This window comes from Exiguobacterium sp. U13-1 (assembly GCF_001750115.1).
GTDB lineage: Bacteria > Bacillota > Bacilli > Exiguobacteriales > Exiguobacteriaceae > Exiguobacterium_A > Exiguobacterium_A acetylicum.
This window is the reverse complement of the sequence record NZ_CP015731.1, coordinates 361755-382719: the sequence shown is the minus strand read 5'-3', so window position 1 is coordinate 382719 and position 20965 is coordinate 361755. Positions and strand designations below refer to the sequence as shown.

Annotated in this window: 17 protein-coding genes and 2 riboswitches; of the genes, 8 read left to right on the top strand and 9 right to left on the bottom strand. The window is 47.8% G+C overall.

Translation table 11 applies throughout. The features are described 5' to 3' along the window. Positions 1-133: 133 nt before the first annotated feature. Positions 134-1108, top strand: a complete 975-nt coding sequence (locus ESP131_RS01975; protein WP_052169463.1) for a PD-(D/E)XK nuclease family protein — start codon at positions 134-136, stop codon at positions 1106-1108. On the opposite strand, the gene ESP131_RS01970 is transcribed toward ESP131_RS01975, so the two are convergent. Continuing rightward, the gene (locus ESP131_RS01970) at positions 1100-1639 is read right to left on the bottom strand and encodes a histidine phosphatase family protein (protein WP_047394056.1); all 540 of its coding nucleotides are present in this window, start codon (positions 1637-1639) and stop codon (positions 1100-1102) included. The genes ESP131_RS01975 and ESP131_RS01970 overlap by 9 nt on opposite strands. Positions 1640-1848: 209 nt before the next feature. Beyond that, positions 1849-1926, top strand: a riboswitch (glycine riboswitch). Between the two features lie 160 nt (positions 1927-2086). Between ESP131_RS01970 and ESP131_RS01965 the strand changes: the two genes are divergently transcribed. Continuing rightward, positions 2087-3454 carry an amino acid permease gene (locus ESP131_RS01965; RefSeq protein WP_029343002.1) on the top strand — a complete coding sequence of 456 codons (1368 nt, stop codon included), beginning with the start codon at positions 2087-2089 and terminating at the stop codon, positions 3452-3454. 41 nt (positions 3455-3495) lie between these two features. On the opposite strand, the gene ESP131_RS01960 is transcribed toward ESP131_RS01965, so the two are convergent. Continuing rightward, positions 3496-5025 carry a cryptochrome/photolyase family protein gene (locus ESP131_RS01960; protein WP_069940115.1) on the bottom strand — a complete coding sequence of 510 codons (1530 nt, stop codon included), beginning with the start codon at positions 5023-5025 and terminating at the stop codon, positions 3496-3498. 244 nt (positions 5026-5269) lie between these two features. Between ESP131_RS01960 and ESP131_RS01955 the strand changes: the two genes are divergently transcribed. Continuing rightward, positions 5270-6763, top strand: coding sequence for a malate:quinone oxidoreductase (locus ESP131_RS01955; protein WP_069940114.1), 1494 nt, complete (start codon positions 5270-5272; stop codon positions 6761-6763). 45 nt (positions 6764-6808) lie between these two features. On the opposite strand, the gene ESP131_RS01950 is transcribed toward ESP131_RS01955, so the two are convergent. Continuing rightward, complete coding sequence (locus ESP131_RS01950) at positions 6809-7351, bottom strand: ECF transporter S component (protein ID WP_069940113.1); 543 nt, start codon at positions 7349-7351, stop codon at positions 6809-6811. A 250-nt stretch (positions 7352-7601) separates the two neighbouring features. Here ESP131_RS01950 and ESP131_RS01945 point away from each other — a divergent pair, with 250 nt between their 5' ends. Continuing rightward, positions 7602-8171 carry a hypothetical protein gene (locus ESP131_RS01945; protein ID WP_047394071.1) on the top strand — a complete coding sequence of 190 codons (570 nt, stop codon included), beginning with the start codon at positions 7602-7604 and terminating at the stop codon, positions 8169-8171. Between the two features lie 43 nt (positions 8172-8214). On the opposite strand, the gene ahpF is transcribed toward ESP131_RS01945, so the two are convergent. The 6 genes from ahpF to ESP131_RS01915 all read right to left on the bottom strand — a co-directional run bounded on the left by ahpF (position 8215) and on the right by ESP131_RS01915 (position 15587). Continuing rightward, positions 8215-9744, bottom strand: coding sequence for an alkyl hydroperoxide reductase subunit F (gene ahpF, locus ESP131_RS01940; RefSeq protein WP_029342997.1), 1530 nt, complete (start codon positions 9742-9744; stop codon positions 8215-8217). Between the two features lie 14 nt (positions 9745-9758). Then, complete coding sequence (gene ahpC / locus ESP131_RS01935) at positions 9759-10322, bottom strand: alkyl hydroperoxide reductase subunit C (protein ID WP_012371860.1); 564 nt, start codon at positions 10320-10322, stop codon at positions 9759-9761. Positions 10323-10544: 222 nt separating this feature from the next. Then, a complete protein-coding gene (gene gnd / locus ESP131_RS01930; RefSeq protein ID WP_069940112.1) occupies positions 10545-11945 on the bottom strand; it encodes a decarboxylating NADP(+)-dependent phosphogluconate dehydrogenase in 1401 nt (466 codons plus the stop codon). Between the two features lie 20 nt (positions 11946-11965). Further along, positions 11966-13312 carry a GntP family permease gene (locus ESP131_RS01925; RefSeq protein WP_029342995.1) on the bottom strand — a complete coding sequence of 449 codons (1347 nt, stop codon included), beginning with the start codon at positions 13310-13312 and terminating at the stop codon, positions 11966-11968. Positions 13313-13336: 24 nt separating this feature from the next. Further along, entirely contained in the window at positions 13337-14878 is a 1542-nt protein-coding gene (gene gntK, locus ESP131_RS01920) for a gluconokinase (protein WP_069940111.1), read from the bottom strand. Then, positions 14871-15587, bottom strand: coding sequence for a GntR family transcriptional regulator (locus tag ESP131_RS01915; protein ID WP_029342993.1), 717 nt, complete (start codon positions 15585-15587; stop codon positions 14871-14873). The genes gntK and ESP131_RS01915 overlap by 8 nt, the downstream gene beginning before the upstream one ends. A gap of 182 nt (positions 15588-15769) precedes the next feature. On the opposite strand from ESP131_RS01915, the gene ESP131_RS01910 reads away from it, so the two are divergent. The 4 genes from ESP131_RS01910 to mmuM all read left to right on the top strand — a co-directional run bounded on the left by ESP131_RS01910 (position 15770) and on the right by mmuM (position 20959). Beyond that, complete coding sequence (locus ESP131_RS01910) at positions 15770-16684, top strand: ketopantoate reductase family protein (protein ID WP_069940110.1); 915 nt, start codon at positions 15770-15772, stop codon at positions 16682-16684. A gap of 206 nt (positions 16685-16890) precedes the next feature. Beyond that, complete coding sequence (locus tag ESP131_RS01905) at positions 16891-18357, top strand: polysaccharide pyruvyl transferase family protein (RefSeq protein WP_029342991.1); 1467 nt, start codon at positions 16891-16893, stop codon at positions 18355-18357. Between the two features lie 109 nt (positions 18358-18466). Next, positions 18467-18568: riboswitch (SAM riboswitch) on the top strand. A 77-nt stretch (positions 18569-18645) separates the two neighbouring features. Continuing rightward, positions 18646-20049: an amino acid permease gene (locus tag ESP131_RS01900; RefSeq protein ID WP_029342990.1), complete on the top strand. Its 1404-nt coding sequence runs from the start codon at positions 18646-18648 to the stop codon at positions 20047-20049. Next, complete coding sequence (mmuM, locus tag ESP131_RS01895; protein WP_029342989.1) at positions 20024-20959, top strand: homocysteine S-methyltransferase; 936 nt, start codon at positions 20024-20026, stop codon at positions 20957-20959. Before ESP131_RS01900 ends, mmuM begins: the two co-directional genes overlap by 26 nt. Positions 20960-20965: the final 6 nt, after the last annotated feature.

The window sequence follows — 20965 nt, the reverse complement described above, 5'->3', positions numbered from 1 at the left end:
CCGAAGGGAAGTAAAATAGATAGTTCTTATGAAATATATAAGCAAATTGAATGAGTAGGGTTAGTTATTATTCTTCAAATGAATAATAAAAGGGAATTAAATGGTTATAATTGTAATAAAAGGAGGCGTTCATTTGAAACCTAATATTTTTGATTATGCCACAAGTGAGTTATCGCAAGATGCTTTTCTATGTTGGTTATTGAAGTGGGCAGAAGAAGAAGCACGAAGTGACGATGCACAACTCCATACGATTGCAAATGTATTTATTAAAGAAATTTTTGATCTTCATAACTGTCAATTAAACGAATCGATTCAAAGTGTGTGTATTAAAAGACAGTTCAATAGTCTAGATATATTAGCGATCATCAATGAGAAATATGCCATTATGATTGAGGACAAAGTATTTACGAGTCATCATTCAGATCAATTACGTCGATATCTAGAAATTGTCAAAACTCACCCCGAAACATGGTATTTGAAGCCGATACCGATTTATTACAAAATCGTAGAACAAGGCGACTACTCCGGCGTGACAGAGGCAGAATATAAAATATTTACGCGAACGAAGATGATCGAAGTACTGAGCGGTCTTCATGTTTCGACGACCAATGATATTTTGAACGATTATCTTAAGTATCTCAAGCAGATCGACACCTCGATCGAATCGTATAAATCACTACCAATCACCGAATGGAATTCTTTCTCTTGGCAAGGATTCTATAGAGATCTGCAAAAAGAATTGAAGAACGGAAAATGGGGACGCGTTGCAAATGCACGTGGAGGATTTTGGGCATTCTGGTGGAAAGGAGACGATAGTCAACCGCACTATTGGCAGTTAGAAGAATCAGTGTTAAAAGCAAAGGTAGAAGCTGCTGATAGTCAAAATATAAGAGAGTATCGAGATCACTGTATGCAAGCATTACTAGAGTATTCTCAAAAAAATAAGTTGAATTTAAGTCGACCAAAAAGTGTTCGTAGTGGAAAAACGATGACGATTGCACAACGCCCCGATTACATACAAGTCTTTGATGATCAAAAAATTAATTTTGAACAAACCGTATTAGAGTTGAAGCGTTATGCGTATTTTAGTCAGGCTCCGTTAGTGTAGATCGATTCGTTGAAAAGATATTACATCATCTACTTGTGTCACCTTAAAAATATCCGGATTCTTCAGCTGTAAACTTTCTTCGAATCCAAACGTTGGATCAATTGAATGCAGATATAAAGATAATAAATTCCCATGTGTCACAAGAATCGATCCATCATGCTGTTGCAACGCTTCCTCAACGACACGCGTGATGCGCTTAGTTGCTATCCGGCTAGATTCACCACCAGGACACGTATAGTCTGGATCGCTGAACGTTCGACGAAGATGGTCCTGCCAATCGTCAAGTGGAACAGCACTTAACCGTCGTTCTTTTAAGTCCTCTTCTTGTGCAACGGACAGTTTCAGAGCAGTCGCAAGGGGTTGAATCGAGTCGAGCGCACGACGATACGGACTCGAAATAAGATGCGTGATCGGAAGCTCAAGTAGCTGCATACACAGTCGTTGCGCCTGTTCTTCTCCACGAGGTGTTAATGGGGCATCAGGTGCTTGACCAGTCGTTTCGCAGTGGCGAATCAAGTAAATTGTCAACATGTCTCATCTTTCCTTTCGTGATCAAGTCGTGCTGTATGATTTCTGGAAAAGATGGTAAAGTCCTTTTCATGAATTGAAAAATCATTTTGAAAAAGGCGTTGACAAACGCTGTCGAGATTACTAGAATTAGAAACAATTCATCGATGCAGCGACGCATCGGATAATCAAATAAAGAGAAAGCTATGATTGTCATGGGTCACACTATGGCAGGAGCAGCTTCTGGAGAGACCGTGTTGACACGGCGCCGAAGGGTTCACAATCTCAGGCAAACGGACAGAAGAGTAATCACATGCAGCGACGGGCATTCATGGAATGTCGTAGTGGCGTGTATGGGTTATTCCTTTGATTTTGTTGAGATTGGACATTCGTCCAGTCTCTTTTTTTCTTTTTCAGGACCGACAGAACGGTCTGAAGCGTAGAGAAGCCATCATAAGGAGGAGTTCAGGTTTGGAACAGCAAGGATTAAAGCGGGATTTATCGAATCGTCATGTACAGTTGATTGCCATTGGTGGAACGATCGGAACGGGCTTGTTTTTAGGATCAGGAAAAGCGATCCAACTCGCCGGCCCATCGATCATTTTTGCTTACTTACTCGTCGGGATCGCAATCTTCTTCGTCATGCGCGCACTTGGGGAATTGTTATTGTCAAAAGCAGGCTATCAGTCACTCACGGATATCGCAGAAGATTATCTCGGACCACGTGCCGCGTTCGTGACCGGTTGGACGTACTGGTTCTGTTGGATCATGACGGCAATGGCGGACATCATCGCCGTCGGTCTGTACGTCAAGTATTGGTTTGATATCCCGCAATGGATTCCAGCCGTTCTTGCGCTCTTGATTTTACTTGGTTTTAACTTATTGACCGTTAAATTGTTCGGAGAACTCGAGTTTTGGTTCGCCTTGATCAAGGTCGTGACGATCCTCGCCTTGATTGGTGTCGGAATCGTCCTGCTCATCATCGGTTTTAAAACGGACGCTGGTCCTGTGACGGTGTCGAACCTCTGGTCACATGGTGGCTGGATGCCAAACGGAATTACTGGATTCTTGCTATCGTTCCAAATGGTCGTCTTCGCCTATGTCGGCGTCGAGCTCGTTGGGGTGTCAGCAGCAGAAACAGCGGATCCAAAAAAGAACATTCCGTCCGCGATCAATAAGATTCCGCTTCGGATCTTATTCTTCTATGTCGGTGCTTTACTCGTCCTCTTGATGATCAACCCATGGACAGGACTGAGTGCGACAGAAAGTCCGTTCGTCAAGACGTTCAGTCTGATCGGGATTCCACTCGCAGCAGGAATCATCAACTTCGTCGTACTGACGTCTGCTGCTTCTGCGTGTAATAGCGGAATGTTCTCGACGAGCCGGATTCTGTATAACCTGGGAAATCAACAGCAAGCGTCGAACAAGTTCTCGAAGTTGAACAAAAACCATGTCCCAGCAAACGCCTTGTTCGTCTCGACGATCGTCGTCTCAGTTGGTGCTTTGCTCAGTAAACTGTTACCAGGACAAGCATTTAGTATCGTCACGACGATCAGTGCAATCTGCTTCATCTGGGTTTGGGGTGTCATCCTCGTCTGTCATCTCCGGTACAAGAAACAAAATCCGGAATTGCATGCGGCGTCGACATTTAAAGCACCATTGACACCATTCGTCAATTACCTCGTGCTCGGATTGTTTGCAGTCATTCTCGTCGTCATGCTGTTTGCTGACGATACACGTCCAGCCTTATTGCTGACACCGGTTTGGTTCCTCGGACTATTCGGACTGTATCATCTCCGAAAAAAGAAACAACAAGCAGTTGACCAAAAAAGTGCGTAATTCAAAACAAGCCGGTCGGATCTAATCCGAGCGGCTTGTTTTTATGGTGTATCGAAGGCGCCATCCTGTAGTTGTTTCCGAAGTGCTTTCGCTTTCTTTCGAATGTCACGTTTGCTGTCTGCATCACGCTTTCCCCATTGCCGATACATCATCGACATCCGCTGATTATCAGCGAACCGTTCTTCATGCCGGTCGATGAAGTCCCAGTACAAGGCGTTGAACGGACAGGCATTCTCTCCGAACATGTCCTTTTGATGGAACGGGCATCCCTTGCAGTAATCACTCATCTTATGGATGTAATTCGCCGAAGCGATGTACGGTTTGGTCGATAACGTTCCCCCATCGGCATGAAGCGCCATTCCAAGGACGTTCGGTAAGACGACCCAGTCATAAGCATCGATGTACATCTCATTGAACCAGTCTGCCGTCTGTTGCGGCGAGATCGCAAACAGATTAGCGAAGTTCCCGAGCACCATCAAGCGCTGGATATGGTGATTATGGGCATGCTCGACGACGGGACGTAACGATTCAGCGACACAGTTCATGTTCGTCTTCCCGGTCCAGAAAAAGTCCGGTAAATCCGCTTCATGACGCAGCACATTAACGGAAGCATAGTCCGGCATCTCGGCTAAGTAAACGGCACGCATGTATTCACGCCAGCCGAGAATTTGCCGAATGAAACCTTCGACCGCATTGAGCGGAGCATCTTGATCTTCAAGGGCTGCCTCGACTTGACGAATGACCTCTTCCGGTGTCAATAGACCTAGATTGATTGCTGCAGACAAGAGCGAATGCGACAACGTATCTTCACCGGTTAACATGGCGTCTTGATACGTCCCGAACGTCTCGAGTCGTTCTTCGATGAAACGATGGAGAGCCCGCGTCGCTTCCTTTCGCGTGACTGGCCAATGGAAGGAATCGAGTGCTCCCGGATGATCGGAAAAATCACGCTCGACCTTGTCGATGACATCCTTTGTGATGCGATCGGGACGAAACTGAACGGGATCCGGAAACGTCGTCCCGGACTTCGCTGGTTTTCGATTCTCGGCGTCAAACGACCACTTTCCACCGATCGGTTTGGAGCCGTTCATAAGAACGTTTCGTTCCTTGCGCAGTTTGCGATAAAAACGATCCATCTTGTATGGCTTGTCGCCGATTGCTTCGACCGCTTCTTCTTGTGTCAGTAAAAACAATGGTACGTCGGAACAGACTTCGACCGTGATCTTCTTCGGTAAAGCGTCCTGCCATTTCTGCATCGCCTTGCGCATCGGTTCGTCCGTGATTGCCGTATAGAATACATGATCCGGATCATGATCTTTCTGGTGTGCCTTGAATGCCTGATCAAACGAATCGGCTTCCCGGTAATCGACGGTGAAGCCTTTTTCGCGCAGTTCTTCCGCAAAATGTCGCATCGCTGAGAAGACGAGGACGAGCTTTTGTTTATGGTACGTCTTCCACTTGGAGCGCGAAGTCGCTTCGACCATCAGGATGACGTCGTTTTGTTTGTTTGCTTCCTGCAATAAGGGGAGATCGTGATTCAATTGATTGCCGAATATCCAGCGTGTCGCCATGAGCGTTCCTCCTTTTACTTTCGTTATATGATTACCGTTTTTCGTCAAAGTCATGCCTGATTGTGTGCCGGCTGACGAAAATCAACTTACCTGAATCATCGCTTTTACACATTTCTGAATGTAAAAGAAGTTCCTTTCTGTGCAAGCTATGATAGGGTTATAATGGAAAGGTAAGTTGTCGTCATGAGGGGGAAGTTTTTCATGACAGGTAGTCCATAATATCAACGGGGATAGGAAGGATATCATGAGCAGTATGCCTAAAAAAACAGACGTTATTTTAATTGGTGCCGGAGTCATGAGCGCGACGTTAGGGGTCTTGTTAAAAGAACTCGCGCCTGAGATGAACATCAAGGTATTCGAGAAACTCGCGAGTGCCGGGGAAGAGAGCTCGAATGAGTGGAACAATGCAGGAACAGGTCACGCCGCACTATGCGAACTAAACTATACGACGGAAAACGCCGATGGTTCGATCGATATCGGTAAAGCGGTCAAAGTAAATGAACAGTTCCAACTGTCACGTCAATTCTGGTCGCATCTCGTCAAGGAAGGTGTCTTGCCGAATCCGAAAGAATTCATCATGCCGATTCCACATATGAGCATAGTTGAAGGAACAGAAAACGTCGAATTTCTGAAAAAACGATTGGAAGCGCTATCAGCAAATCCGTTGTTTGCGGGAATGGAATATTCAGAGGATCCAGCGAAATTAGCCGAGTGGATTCCACTCATCATGAACGGTCGGACGTCACCAGAGCCGATCGCTGCGACAAAAATCGATTCAGGAACGGACGTCAACTTTGGTGCGTTGACACGAATCCTGTTTGAATATCTCGCACAGCACGATGTTACAATCAACTACCAGCATGGCGTCGAGGATTTGAAGCGTGTTGACGGTGGTTGGGAAGTCAAAGTGAAGAATGAGCGCGATCACCGAATCGAGCATCATATGGCGCAGTTCGTCTTCATCGGGGGTGGCGGCGGTAGTCTACCGTTGCTCCAAAAAACAGGCATCGAGGAATCGAAGCAGATCGGTGGTTTCCCGGTCAGTGGTTTATTCCTCGTCTGTAAAAATCCTGAGATCATCGAACAGCACCATGCGAAAGTCTACGGAAAAGCGAAAGTCGGAGCACCGCCGATGTCAGTACCGCACTTGGATACACGATACATCGATGGGAAGAAATCACTCCTCTTCGGACCGTTTGCTGGTTTCTCACCGAAGTTCCTTAAGACAGGATCAAATCTTGATTTGATCGCGTCCGTCAAACCGAACAACGTCTTGACGATGCTTGCTGCGGGAGCCAAAGAGATGGGATTGACGAAGTATCTGATCGAACAAGTCCTCTTGTCGACGGAACAACGGATGAACGAATTACGAGAGTTCATCCCGAATGCGAAGACGGAAGACTGGGACGTCGTCGTCGCTGGTCAACGTGTCCAAGTCATCAAGGATACACCACAAGGAAAAGGAACACTCCAGTTCGGAACAGAAGTCGTTAGTGCGGCCGACGGATCTGTCGCTGCCTTACTCGGGGCGTCTCCAGGTGCCTCCACAGCGGTTCCCGTCATGCTCGAAGTACTCGCGAAATGTTTCCCGTCCGAATTACCGGCGTGGGAAGCAAAAATCAAGGAGATGATTCCGTCTTACGGGATCTCACTCGTTGAACATCCGGAGCTGTTCGAACAGATCCATGCCGAAACAGCTAAAACGCTTGAGCTTGAACAAGGTCAACCGATTCGCTAAACGAAAACCGTCCGACTCTACGAGGAGCCGGACGGTTTTTTGGATTTAGCGGAAGTTACGGAAGAAACGCGTTTTCTTCAGTGCAATCCCGACTGGAATCGCAACGAGGATTCCGACGACGTTTTGTGTGATGTTTCCTGGAATTGAAGCGACTGGTGCGACCCAGTTGCTGTAAAGAATACCTTCACAAACATAGTAAACAGCAAGCATGACAGGAGCAGAAACAATCATTGCGAAAATATTTAAGCCAGGGTTGTCTCCTTTGTATCGCGAAGACCAGGCGATACGCCCGACAATATATCCTTGGAGTCCTCGAGCTACGATTGTAAATGGAGCCCAGAGTGTCCATCCACTGATAAGATCAAATAATCCCATACCGATTGCTCCGGCAATCAGTGCTGTTCGTGGACCGAATAAAATCGCGATAAGAAAGAGCATCGCTGTTCCCATATGAACGAGACCACCGCTTGAAGCGATTGGCAGTTTGATATTGATGAATAGTGTCGCAACAAGAACAAGTGCGATTGACATCGCAGTGATGACGAGCTGGCGGGTACGAGTGCTAGAATACGGTGCTGCTTTTTGCATGTGACTAACCTTCTTTATGATAGATTTTAAGATATCTTCAATCTATCAGATGACTGGACTAGTCAAAAGTGTCAACTTTGAATTATTTATAGGGGTCAGATTGACTGAACAATCCTCATTTGTTCTTAATTCTAGAAGCGTACAATCTATTGATATCGTATTGAATGAAAAAATCTCTAAAACGGTTGTCGTTTTCGAATCTATTCCTCATTTTTTTCGTACAATGAACAGCGAAAGGAAGGGGAAATCAATGAAATATCAGATCGCGACAGCCGTTCTCATACTTGCTTCATTATCACCAGTCACATCGGAGGCAAAGGATCAGACGACACAACATCAACGCTATTACGCAGCATATGAAAAAATCGTGCGAGAACTGAATCGGACACATGAAAATGCGGACGTCACATTGCTTGCAGCAAATCAATTCGCAGATGAGGATTGGGTTTCACCGGAACGTTTTCAGGAACGGACAATCAAACGGTTAAAACCGTTGCGTGTTCAATTAAGTATTTATGGAGATGGTCAACGAGCACTTGAACGAACACAAGGTGGAAAAGAAGTTCGGATCACAGGGAATTTCGAAACCGAACTTTTGGAGCGAAGTGAGCGACAATGGTTCTCTGATGTCTTTTCGATGACATCTCAAGCCATCAATGATGGCATTTGGACACAGAAAGGATTCGATGGTACCCGAATTGATGCAGGACAAACGATGGTCGTAACAGTCAGTGGTACATACGCGAAGCAAGGCATCTTAACAAAGCACCACATCACAAAAGAATTTCATTGTTCATCCGTTGGTGAAATCTACTATTGAAATAGAAAAAGAGCGAAACTCGTCTGAGTTCCGCTCTTTTCATTTAATTTCGGATCAAGTGATCGAAAGCACCGAGTGCAGCTGTTGCACCAGATCCCATCGAGATGATGATCTGTTTATACGCGCTATCCGTGCAGTCTCCTGCTGCGAAAACGCCTGGTACGTTCGTTGCGCCGTGGCGATCGACTTGGACTTCACCGAACTTGTTACGGCTCACCGTTTCACCGAGCCAGTCCGTGTTTGGTACGAGACCGATCTGGACGAAGACACCTTCGAGCTCGACGTGACGTTCGACGTTCGTTTCGCGCTCGATGTACGTGATGCCGTTCACTTTGTCCGTTCCTGTGATTTCCTTCGTCTGTGCGTTGACGACGACCGTGACGTTCGGAAGTGAAGCGAGGCGTTCTTGAAGAACAGCGTCTGCTTTTAGTTCCGGTGCGAATTCAAGGACCGTGACATGCTTGACGATTCCTGCGAGATCGATAGCTGCTTCGATCCCTGAGTTTCCACCACCGATGACTGCGACACGTTTTCCTTCGAACAATGGACCATCACAGTGTGGGCAGTATGCGACACCTTTGTTCTTGAATTCGAGTTCGCCTGGGACGCCGACGTTACGCCAGCGTGCACCTGTCGAAAGGATCAAACTCTTCGTCTTCAAGACAGCACCGTTCTCAAGCTCGAGCTCAAGGAGGTCCTTCTTCTCAAGGCGAGTTGCCCGTTGCAGGTTCATGACATCGATGCCATATTCCTTGACGTGCTCCTCAAGACTTGCGACGAGTTTTGGTCCTTCTGTGTACTTCATGCTGATGAAGTTTTCGATGCTCATCGTATCCATGACTTGTCCACCGAAGCGTTCTGCGACGATTCCTGTCCGGATGCCTTTACGGGCTGCATAGATGGCAGCACTCGATCCAGCTGGACCACCACCGACGACGAGGACATCGTATGGATCTTTATCAGCGAAATCAGAAGCATCGGCACCTGTGCCAAGCTTCGCCAAGATTTCTTCAAGTGACATCCGTCCGTTACCGAACGCTTCGCCGTTGACGAAGACCGTCGGAACAGCCATGATCTCTTTTTGTTCGACTTCTGCCTTAAATGCCGCGCCATCAATCATCGTGTGACTGATGTTCGGGTTGAGGATGCTCATGACGTTCAATGCTTGTACGACATCCGGGCAGTTGTGGCAGCTCAAGCTGATGTACGACTCGAAGTGGTACGTTTCTTGAATGCCTTGAATCTGCTTGATGACGTCCGCATCGACCTTCGGTGCTCGACCGCTGACTTGTAGCAGAGCGAGAACGAGGGACGTGAACTCATGACCGAGTGGGATTCCCGCGAACGTGATGCCGCTTGTCTCACCGACACGGTTGACTGTGAAACTTGGTGTCCGGGGAAGGCTTGCCTGCTCGACGGAGATGCGTGGTGTCATGCTTGCAATCTCTTCGACGAGTGCGCTCATCTCAAGCGAGACGGCGTCTGTCCCAGCGCTAACCGCTAGGACGAGATCGCCTTCGAGAAGCTCGAGGTATTGCGCGAGTTGTGCTTTAATGTCTGGTGCTAAAGCCATCGCGAATCAGCTCCTTAAATTTTTCCGACGAGGTCAAGGCTTGGTGTGAGTGTTGCAGAGCCTTCTTCCCATTTCGCTGGGCAGACTTCGCCTGGATTGTTACGTACGTATTGTGCCGCTTTGATTTTGTTGACGAGCGTGCTCGCATCACGACCAATGCCGCCTGCGTTGATCTCAACCGTTTGGATGACGCCGTCTGGATCGATGATGAACGTACCGCGGTCAGCAAGACCATCTTGTTCGTTCAAGACTTCGAAGTTACGTGAGATGACGTGTGATGGGTCGCCGATCATGACGTACTCGATTTTACCGATTGTTTCTGATGTTTCGTGCCATGCTTTATGTGTGAAATGCGTATCTGTTGAGACAGAGTAAACTTCAACGTCAAGCGCTTTGAGTGTTGCGTATTGGTTTTGGAGATCTTCGAGTTCTGTCGGGCAAACGAATGTAAAGTCTGCAGGGTAGAAACATACGACACTCCATTTACCGCGAAGGTTGGCATCCGTTAGGTCAACGAATTCTCCGTTGTGGAATGCTGATGCGCTGAATGGTTTTACTTCACTTCCGATTAAAGACATGATAAAAATCCTCCTCAAGGGTTCTATATTTAGAATCTGTTCTAGTGCATACAAGGAATCTGTATTTATCACACTAGAATAATTCTAATCTAATACTAATTTCATATAGACCAACACTTTTGTCAAGGTATAATCGGCAATTTCTTATTTCAGGAAAGATTGTGTGAACAAAAAAAAGAAATCCCGACGCCTAAATGAAACAGGAGTCGGGATCTGTATTTCTTATTGCCAGTCTGTATGGAAGACGCCTTCGCGGTCTGTCCGAGCATACGTGTGAGCTCCGAAATAATCGCGTTGCGCTTGCAACATGTTGGCATTCGAATTCGCTGTCCGGTAGCTATCATAATACGTCAACGATGTCGAGAGACACGGTAGAGCGAAACCAGACAAAGCACCCTCAGCAACAACATGACGTAACGATTCTTGATACGCCTGTACTTTCTCAGCGAAGAACGGGGCGAGCATCAAGTTCGAGAGGTTCGCATCATTTTTGAACGCTTCACTGATGACGTTCAAGAAGTCGGCCCGGATGATACATCCACCACGGAAGATCAAGGCGATCTCCTCGAGGCGTAAGTTCCAGTCATACAACTCAGACGACGTCCGGTACTGAGTGAAGCCTTGCGCGTATGCGGCAACTTTCCCCATATAAAGCGCTTGACGAATCCGTTCGACCCACGCGTCTCGCTCAAGCGTTGACAAGTCTTCTGGTCCCTTTAGGACAGCAGACGCTGCGACGCGTTCTTCTTTGACAGCCGAGAGGTAACGCGCGAACAAGGCTTCCGTGATAATCGAAGAGGCGATGCCATTATCAATTGCTTGCAGGCTCGTCCATTTTCCGGTTCCTTTTTGACCGGCCTGATCGAGAATGACATCAATCAACGGTTGACCTGTCTCGTCATCCGTTTTCCGGAGGATGTCCGCTGTGATTTCAATCAGATAACTCTTCAGTTCGCCTGCATTCCACTCGGCGAATATGTCCGCAACTTCCGTGACGTCGAGTCCGAGACGGAAACGGAGGAAGCTATATGCTTCCGCGATCAGTTGCATGTCAGCATACTCAATCCCGTTGTGGACCATTTTAACGAAGTGACCAGCGCCCTTCGGACCGATATAGACACAACATGGATCTCCTTCGACGTGAGCAGCGATCTTCGTCAAGATCGGTGCGACATGGTCGTAGGCTTCTTTCGATCCACCCGGCATGATCGCAGGACCGGTCCGCGCACCGACTTCACCACCCGATACACCGACACCGATGTATTCAATCCCGTGGCGTTGTAACTCGTCGAAACGACGCTCTGTATCGAGGAAGTGAGAGTTCCCACCATCCATGATGATATCGCCTGTTTCGAGATGCGGAAGTAACGATTCGATAACTGAATCAATCGCGCTACCAGCCGTGACCATCATGAAGATCTTACGTGGGCGAGCGAGTGATTGAACGAATGCTTCAATGTCGTAATACGGATGAAGGGGTAGTCCTTCATCGTGTGCGACGAGATCGTCTGTTAGATCACGTGTGTAGTTATAGATGGCGACTTCTTCTTGATGACTCGCCATGTTCAGTGCTAAGTTGCGGCCCATGACACCAAGACCGATGACTCCGATAGAATGTTGCATAAGTAGAACGACTCCTTTTTTTAGACGACGAGGCTGAGGAGAAGAACGAACCCAAGTCCACAAACGGAAATGATCGTCTCAAGCACAGTCCATGTCGCAAACGTTTCTTTTAATGATAATCCGAAATACTCTTTAAACATCCAGAAGCCCGCATCATTGACGTGTGAAGCGATCAGACTACCTGCACCAGTCGCGAGAACGACGAGCGCTAAGTTGACGTCGGATTGCTCTAGTAACGGAATGACGAGACCTGCCGTTGATAGGGCAGCGACTGTCGCGGAACCAAGTGAGATCCGGAGAATCGCAGCGATCAACCAAGCGAGTAGAATCGGAGATAACGCTGATCCCTCAAATAATTGTGCGACGTATTTCCCAACACCGCCGTCGATCAAGACTTGCTTGAAGGCACCGCCACCGCCGATGATCAATAGCATCATCCCGATTTGGGCGATCGCCGTCGTACAAGACTCCATGACCGTTTGCATCGGAATCTGACGCGCGATCCCCATCGTGTAGACCGCGACGAGTAATGAAATCAACATCGCCGTCGAGGCGTTCCCGATGAACTCGATTGCCGAGATGACGCTGTTTTCACCCCAGCCGAGTGTTTCTTGTAAAAGCGTGAAGATTGTTGCGACCGACATCAAAAGAACCGGTAGCATCGCCGTGAAGACACTGATGCCGAAGCCTGGTGTCTCGTCTAAATCAAATTCTTTTTGTTCCCCGAGTGACGCGATGTTTCCTGTCCGTGTAAACGATTCAGGAACGAGTCGTTTGGCGATTTTTGTAAAGATAGGACCGGCGATGATGACCGTCGGAACAGCAACGATGAAACCATACAGTAAGACTTCCCCGATATTTGCTTTATACTCCCCGGCGATGACAGTCGGACCCGGGTGTGGCGGTAAGAATCCGTGCGTGACGGACAGCGCTGCGACCATCGGGATCCCGAGATATAGGATCGAGACGCGGAGCTGACGTGAAATCGCAAAGACGATTGGAATCAAAAGAACGAGTCCGACTTCGAAGAAGAGTGCGATCCCGATGATGAATGAAGCGACGACGACCGCCCATTGGATGTTCTTTTCCCCGAATCGGGCGACAAGCGTCATCGCGATTCGCTGCGCCCCCCCGGCGTCAGCGATCAGCTTTCCAAGCATCGCACCAAGACCAAAGATTAGTGCGAGGTGACCAAGCGTTCCGCCGATACCGGCTTCAATCGTCTTGACGATCTGATCGAGCGGCATGCCGAGCAGTAATGCAACGCCAAAGGAAACGATGATGAGTGAGACAAACGTATTTAATTTCAACCCCATGATGAGAACGAGCAACGCAACGATCCCAATTCCTACGATGACTAATGGCATGATGACTTCCCCCAAAAGATTATGTTAGTTTTCTTCTTGAATCAAACTCCGTTGATACGAAGCGATTCGTTTGTGATCCTCGGACAATGTCCGGGCCAGACTAATGAAAATTGGTAAGAGCTGACGGTATTCATGCATCGCTTCTTCATTTGGTACATGGCGATGTGTTTCCCCGATCATCTCGGAGACGACTTCGAACGAATCGACTTCCCCAGTCGCATACAGTCCGAGAATACAAGCACCGAGACATGAACTTTCGAAACTTTCCGGAATGACGACTTCCGACTCGAAGATGTCCGCCATCATTTGGCGCCAGACTTCAGACCGGGCAAAGCCACCTGTTGCCTGAATCCGTGTCACGGGACCATCCATGCACTCGACGAGGGCGAGGAAGACGGTATACAGATTGTAGATGACACCCTCTAGTGCTGCCCGGATCATATGCTCTTTTTTGTGTGAGAGAGTCAGACCGAAGAACGAACCGCTGACATCCGGATTCCACAGTGGTGCTCGTTCGCCGGACAAGTAAGGATGGAACAATAGCCCGTCGGATCCTGGACGGACGCGTTCGGCAATCTTCGTCAGGACGGCGTACGGATCGATGCCGAGGCGTTTTGCTGTCTCGACTTCTGCTGAAGCGAGTTCATCTCGGATCCACCGTAAGACCATTCCGCCATTGTTGACAGGACCACCGATGACCCAGTGGTCCTCGGTCAGGGCGTAACAGAACGTTCGTCCTTTTTCATCGGTCTGTGGACGATCAATAATCGTTCGGATGGCGCCGCTTGTCCCGATCGTGATCGCAATTTCCCCTTTACGAATCGCGTTAACACCTAAGTTAGAAAGGACACCATCACTGGCACCGACTAGGAACGGCGTATCGATGGAAAGTCCCATTTGTCGTGCGTAATCGGCATTCAGTCCAGTACATGACGTCGTCGTCGGTACCGGCTCTGATAAGTAGCTCGCATCGATGCCAGCAACGTGTAACGCGCCCGTATCCCAGCCTAATTCATGAATATTGAAGAGACCGGTTGCTGAAGCAAGAGAGTGGTCAATGACATATCTGCCGAACAGTCTTTGGAACACGAACTCCTTGATCCCGACATATTTTTTCGTTTGAGCGTGGAGCTCCGGACGATCTTCGACGAGCCAACTGATTTTGCTGAGCGGTGACATCGGGTGGATCGGTGTCCCGGTCCGGTGATAGATCGATAGACCATATTGTTCCTTGATCTTGTTCGACCATGCTTCACTCCGACTGTCTGCCCACGTGATGCAGGCAGTCAATGGTTGATGCTGTGCGTCCATTGCGATCAAACTGTGCATGGCACTACTGAACGCGACGAACTTCGGTGACATGCTCGGATAACGCTTCGTGATCAAACGGATGGCTTCGAGTACAGCATCAAAAATTTCTTCCGGATCCTGCTCCGCCGTCGAGCGGTTCGGTGTATGGAGCGGGTAACCGACGTTCGTTTGTCCGATGACCTCTCCTTTTGTCGTAAATAAGACCGCTTTCGTACTCGTCGTTCCGATATCGACGCCTAACATGTATTCAGTCATGTGAATCGACTCCTTTCGACATCATTTGTTGCGTTTTCCAGAGATCTTCGACTTCCTGGACGTCATCAAAGTTCTGATGTAAGGAAGCGACCATCCGTTCACGATCCCCTGTCTCGATCGCTTCAATGTACAAGGCGTGGTTCGCGAGGATGCGTTCGAAGTCTTCGATGTCTTCCTCGAATCGTACCCGCATCGATAGGAGGATGAAACTTTCCATGACCGGTTTGAGATTTTGCCAAATCATGCTGACATATCCATGATCAATCGAGCGGATGATCGTTTCATGAAAAAGTACGTCCTGGAAGGAGAATTCATCGGCATCCTTATATTTGATGGCAACCTTCATCATTTCGAGAATCTTACTGAGTTCACGGACAAGTTCAGACCGTTCGATCTTAACGAGTCGTTCGAAGACGAACGTTTCGATGAGTAGCCGGACATCATAGATTTCCTGAATGTCGCGCTCGGACAAACCGACGACGACCGCTCCCATTCGCTCGAGACGAATCAATTGTTCGGATGCAAGGACCTTTAACGCATCGCGGACAGGCGAGCGACTGACTGAAAAATCAGAGGCTAATTTGTTCTCAGATAAAATGGTACCGCTTTCAATCTTTCCTGAAATGATGCGCATCCGTAGCTCGTGTGCGACACGATCTCCGGCGGAAGCTTTTGCTAACCACTTCAAGGGGTATAACAGTTCTGACATGGAATCACCTGATTTCTAAAGTGAGTATACTTGTATACAAGTTAGTATATACGTTTTTTTCTAAAATGCAAACGCTTAACTTAAAACGAATCGATCCACGCAGAAACCAGGAAATCGGTTCCAAATATGTTAGGGTGAAGGAGTAAGCAACGCACAGAACGGGTAAGGAGGAGGTAGTACATATGAACATGTTAGTTGTAGGTGCAGGGGCAGTTGGAGGATATTTCGGAGGTCGTCTTGCTGAGCAAGGAGAACAGGTGACCTTCCTTGTCCGTCCGAATCGATATGAACAACTACAAAAAACAGGACTACACATCACTAGTCCTCATGGTGATATCGCGATTACACCTCAGTTGATAACACGAGACATGCGACCGGATCGTGCATTTGATGTCATCTTGCTTTCGACGAAAGCCTATCACTTAGATGACGTCCTACAGGACCTTGCGCCATTCGTTTCGAGCGAGACGTACATCATTCCTTTGTTGAACGGCATGCAACACATACGACGGTTAACAGAAGTCTTTGGAGAAGATCGAGTACTAGGAGGTCTTTGCTTCATTGAGTCGACGCTTGATGCAGAAGGGCGCATTTTACAGACAAGCCCGTCCCATCGGCTGTTGTTTGGTTCACGAACCGGTAAACCAACAGCGCGTCTAGAGGAGATCGCAGCGTGTTTTGCGAAAGCGAAGGCACCAATGATGTACTCGATGCATATCATGGATGACATGTGGCAAAAGTATCTCTTCATTTCGACATTCGCCGGCGTGACGACGCTATTTCGCTCAGCTATTGGTCCGATTCGGCAAGAAGCTGTCGGGCGTCAAATGATCCTAGACGTCATGAAGGAAGCGAAACAGGCGATGGAAGAACAAGGCGCAGTCTTTAATGACGATGTAGAAGCGGTGCTGTTGAAACAGATGCATGGAATGGAAAACACGATGAAATCGTCGATGTTACGGGACATGGAAAAGGGTCAGCCCGTCGAAGTGGAACATTTTTTCAGTGCGTTATTGAAGCCTTCTACGACTGATCAGATGAATGCCTTGAAATTAGTCGAAGCGAATCTGCGCATGTATCTCAAAACGATTAAATAGTTACATTTTTCTATTTTAGAAAAATTATGGAGTAATGCAAATGTTTCGTTTTGATGACGAAAGACCTGTTTCCCTTAGGAATCGTTGACTTCCGAAATAAAATTCATCTATTCTTAATGAGATTGAAAAAAACTGATAATATATTTTTCCGTATTTTTTTTCTTGCGAGGACGAATGAAGCAGACGAGAGGGGAAGTTTATCCATTATGAAACGTATTATTATTCGTGCAGGTATGACACCATTCGAACAGTTCGATGCTCCTTATTTGATGAAACATAATTCCATTGGAGGAAACGTTGGAAATCTTATCTATCAATACAGTATCTTTCGGACGTTGATGACAGAAGGTACGACGATTACACCTGACTATTACTATTACGACGAAGAACGGGCAGACGAAATCAATGCCAACTTTGATCTTTATGTCATTCCGTTAGCGGACGCATTCCGAAAAGAATTCGTACCGACGTTACGGAAATATACACGTCTCATCAAAAAATTAAAGATTCCAGTCGTCGTCATCGGTGTAGGATTACGTGCACCGTTTGAACCAGACTTAGATGGTGGATTCCCATTCGATGAAGATGTTAAAGCATTCGTCAGTGCCGTTCTCGAGCGCTCAAGCATGCTTGGTCTTCGCGGAGAGATCACATCGAAATACTTAACACGTCTTGGTTTCCGCGAAGGGATCGATCATCGTGTCATTGGATGTCCTTCGATGTACGCGTTTGGTCGCGACTTGCACATCCGTGAAACGAACATCACACCTGAGTCGATGATTACGGTCAACTCGTCACGTTTGGCTCCACAAAACGTCCTTGATTTCATTACACGCGGAATGGAAGAATACCCGAATCATTACTTCATTCCCCAGTGGATGAAGGAACTGAAGTTAACGTACACAGGAACGCACCCGATCGCAGATCTTTCAGTGACGAACTATCCGGTGAAGATGTCGGATCCTGCTTATATGAATGATCGGGTCCGTTTCTTCTTGAACGCACAGACATGGTTCGATTTCATCGGACAAGCAGACCTTAGTTTTGGTGCGCGCTTGCACGGAAACATCACAGCGACGCTTGCGGGTACGCCGAGTATCCTCATTCCAAAAGATGCACGGATGCGCGAATTGACGGATTACCATCAATTGACGCACATTTGGGCGAACGACATCAAAGCGGATACACAATTATCCGACATCGTAGCCAACGCTGACTTCCAAAGTCCAGCACGTGTTCAAGCGCGTAACTTCGACAACTTCGTTGACTTCTTGAACGTGAATGATCTTGAGCATATCTATCAAGAGACGAACTATCCTGAGAATGTACCGTTTGACCGTCAAATGGCGCAAACTGAGTTGCTCCCACCAGTCCAGCCGATTTCTGGCGTAAGTCTTGAAGAAGCAGTCGCCCGTTTCGAACGGTTCTTCCCGGAACAAGAGAAGAAGATTGCGGATGCGCAAAAACAAACAAAAGCACAATTAGCTGAAAAAGATAAGAAAATCAAAGCATTGCAGAAACAAACAGGAACGGCTCAAAAGGATCAAGAGATTGCGGCGCTCAAAGCGCAACTGGCTGCCCAAACGAAGAAAATGAAACATCAGCAAGGGACATTGAACCGGAAAGCGGTTCGTGCAGCCTTGAAAACAGCGGATTTATTCGCCAAAAAATAAGACCTCCAAACATTCCGGAACGATACGATGCGGAATGTTTTTTGGGTAGAAGTATTCTGAATTGTGTTGACAATTCGAAAAAGACTTGATAGGGTTAGGAACAATTACATACTTATCCAGAGAGGTGGAGGGACTGGCCCTATGAAACCTCAGCAACAGGTCGAAAGATACTGTGCTAATTCCTGCGGGTGCTGCACCCGATCGATAAGATTTCCGAATTGTCGACCGACGCATCCGTGAGGATGCGTTTTTTGTTTGAAATAGGTGGAATGAGGAGGAAACGAATTCATGAAAACGAGTGGGGCTTTTCGACGCAAGATGGAATCACGTCATCTGATTATGCTGTCGTTAGGTGGTGTCATTGGAACAGGATTGTTTTTAAGTACAGGTTATACGTTAGAACAAGCAGGACGGGTCGGGACGATTTTGTCGTATTTGATTGGGGCAGTCGTCGTCTACTTAGTTATGTTAAGTCTCGGTGAACTCGCCGTGCACATGCCGGAAACCGGTTCATTTCATAAATACGCAACGAATTACATCGGACCCGGTACCGGTTACACAGTCGCCTGGCTCTACTGGCTGACGTGGACGGTCGCCCTTGGTTCAGAATTCACGGCAGCAGGTATTTTGATGCAACGTTGGTTCCCGTCGATTCCGGTGTGGGTGTTCAGCGCCTTATTCGCTGCGATGATCCTTGGTATCAACGTCTTGAAGGTCCGCGTGTTCGCTGAAGTCGAGTTTTGGTTTTCAGCGATTAAGGTCGTGACGATCATTGCTTTCATTTTACTTGGTGCGGGAGCGATCGTCGGCTTCATTCCACTGCAAGATGGTAGTCCGGCTCCATTCTTTTCTTCGTTAACCGAAGGCGGGTTGTTCCCAAATGGCGCTTTCGTCATCTTCATGACGATGCTTGCCGTGAACTTTGCTTACTCGGGAACGGAACTGATCGGTGTAGCAGCAGGTGAAGCAGTCGATCCGAAACGGACGATTCCGCTTGCGATCCGGACGACGATTTTACGACTGGTTCTCTTTTTCGTCGGTACGATCATCGTGTTAGCCGTCTTGTTGCCAACGGAAGGGAAAGGCGTACTCGAAAGTCCGTTCGTCGCCGTGTTTGAACGAATCGGAATTCCTTACGCAGCAGACGTGATGAACTTCGTCATTTTGACAGCGATCTTGTCGGCAGCGAACTCTGGACTTTACGCCGCCTCTCGGATGCTCTGGTCGCTTGCGAACGAACGCATGATTCCACGCTTCTTCGCCCAGGTGACGCCAAATGGGGTGCCACTACGAGCCGTATTGTTCAGCATGCTTGGCGGAGGACTTGCCTTGCTGTCTAGCATCTATGCAGCAGGAAGTGTCTATATTGCGCTCGTCTCGATTTCCGGTCTCGCTGTCGTCGTCGTTTGGATGAGTATCAGCGTTGCCCAGTATCGCTTCCGGAAACAATTCCTCCGTGAAGGGCATACGGTCGACGAATTGGTCTATCGCACACCACTCTTTCCATTCGTCCCGATCGTTGCTTTCGTCGTTTGTTTGATTTCCCTGATTGGTATCGGATTTGATCCGACCCAACGCATTGCCTTGTACTGTGGTATTCCATTCATCGTGATCTGTTATGTCGTTCATGCGTTCACGAATTCTTCTCAGAAACGGAGTGTTGAAGATGTCCCGAATCAAAAATCCAGTTGATCAACGATTACAGGAAGTTCCCTTTCTCATTTTAGATGGTGCCCTTGCAACCGAACTTGAACAGAAGGGATTCGACCTGAACGACCCGCTTTGGTCAGCACGTCTCTTAATCGAAGCACCGGAACAGATCGAACACGTCCATCGTGACTACTTTGAAGTAGGTGCCGATGTTGCCATCACTTCAAGCTATCAAGCAAGTATTGAAGGATTCAAGCAACGTCATATTAAGACAGAGGAAGCACAGGCGCTGATTCGAAAAACAGTCACCTTGGCGCAAAATGCACGCTCGCGTAGCGGAAAGAGTGACGCATTAATCGCGGGATCAGTGGGTCCTTATGGTGCCTACTTAGCAGATGGCTCTGAGTATCGCGGTCATTACGGGGTGTCAGCAGATGTGCTAGAAGCCTTTCACAGACCACGTATCGAAGCGTTGATTGAAGCAGGAGCGGATCTGCTGGCATTCGAGACGATTCCGTCGCTCGAGGAAGCGGTCGTGTTGTTCCGGATACTTGAAGCGTACCCAGAAGTGTCTGCTTGGCTGACGTTCTCGCTTCAAGATGCGACACATATCAGTGAAGGAACGGCACTTGCGACGTGTATTGAGACGGTTGGACAACACCCGCAACTGGCAGCAATCGGTGCAAATTGTTTTCCGGCATCTTACGCGACTGACTTTATCCGTCACGTCAAGGCGTTGACGGACGTGCCAATCATCGTCTATCCGAACTCTGGTGAGGTCTATGATCCGGTCGCAAAAACATGGTCGGGTACGAATCAGTGTACGTCGTTCCAAACCGTCGCGAAGACATGGTATGAGGCAGGGGCACGATTGATCGGTGGTTGTTGCCGAACGTCACCTGAACACATCGCACAAATTCGTTCGGTTTGTCAGGTTACTCATACATCATGAATAATG

Coding starts and splice junctions, on each gene's coding strand:
- ESP131_RS01970 (WP_047394056.1), bottom strand. CDS start 1,639: ATGTTGACAATTTACTTGATTCGCCACTGCGAAACGACTGGTCAAGCA.
- ESP131_RS01960 (WP_069940115.1), bottom strand. CDS start 5,025: ATGGCGACACGCTGGATATTCGGCAATCAATTGAATCACGATCTCCCC.
- ESP131_RS01955 (WP_069940114.1), top strand. CDS start 5,270: ATGAGCAGTATGCCTAAAAAAACAGACGTTATTTTAATTGGTGCCGGA.
- ESP131_RS01950 (WP_069940113.1), bottom strand. CDS start 7,351: ATGCAAAAAGCAGCACCGTATTCTAGCACTCGTACCCGCCAGCTCGTC.
- ESP131_RS01945 (WP_047394071.1), top strand. CDS start 7,602: ATGAAATATCAGATCGCGACAGCCGTTCTCATACTTGCTTCATTATCA.
- ahpF (WP_029342997.1), bottom strand. CDS start 9,744: ATGGCTTTAGCACCAGACATTAAAGCACAACTCGCGCAATACCTCGAG.
- ahpC (WP_012371860.1), bottom strand. CDS start 10,322: ATGTCTTTAATCGGAAGTGAAGTAAAACCATTCAGCGCATCAGCATTC.
- gnd (WP_069940112.1), bottom strand. CDS start 11,945: ATGCAACATTCTATCGGAGTCATCGGTCTTGGTGTCATGGGCCGCAAC.
- ESP131_RS01925 (WP_029342995.1), bottom strand. CDS start 13,312: ATGCCATTAGTCATCGTAGGAATTGGGATCGTTGCGTTGCTCGTTCTC.
- gntK (WP_069940111.1), bottom strand. CDS start 14,878: ATGACTGAATACATGTTAGGCGTCGATATCGGAACGACGAGTACGAAA.
- ESP131_RS01915 (WP_029342993.1), bottom strand. CDS start 15,587: ATGTCAGAACTGTTATACCCCTTGAAGTGGTTAGCAAAAGCTTCCGCC.
- ESP131_RS01910 (WP_069940110.1), top strand. CDS start 15,770: ATGAACATGTTAGTTGTAGGTGCAGGGGCAGTTGGAGGATATTTCGGA.
- ESP131_RS01905 (WP_029342991.1), top strand. CDS start 16,891: ATGAAACGTATTATTATTCGTGCAGGTATGACACCATTCGAACAGTTC.
- ESP131_RS01900 (WP_029342990.1), top strand. CDS start 18,646: ATGAAAACGAGTGGGGCTTTTCGACGCAAGATGGAATCACGTCATCTG.
- mmuM (WP_029342989.1), top strand. CDS start 20,024: ATGTCCCGAATCAAAAATCCAGTTGATCAACGATTACAGGAAGTTCCC.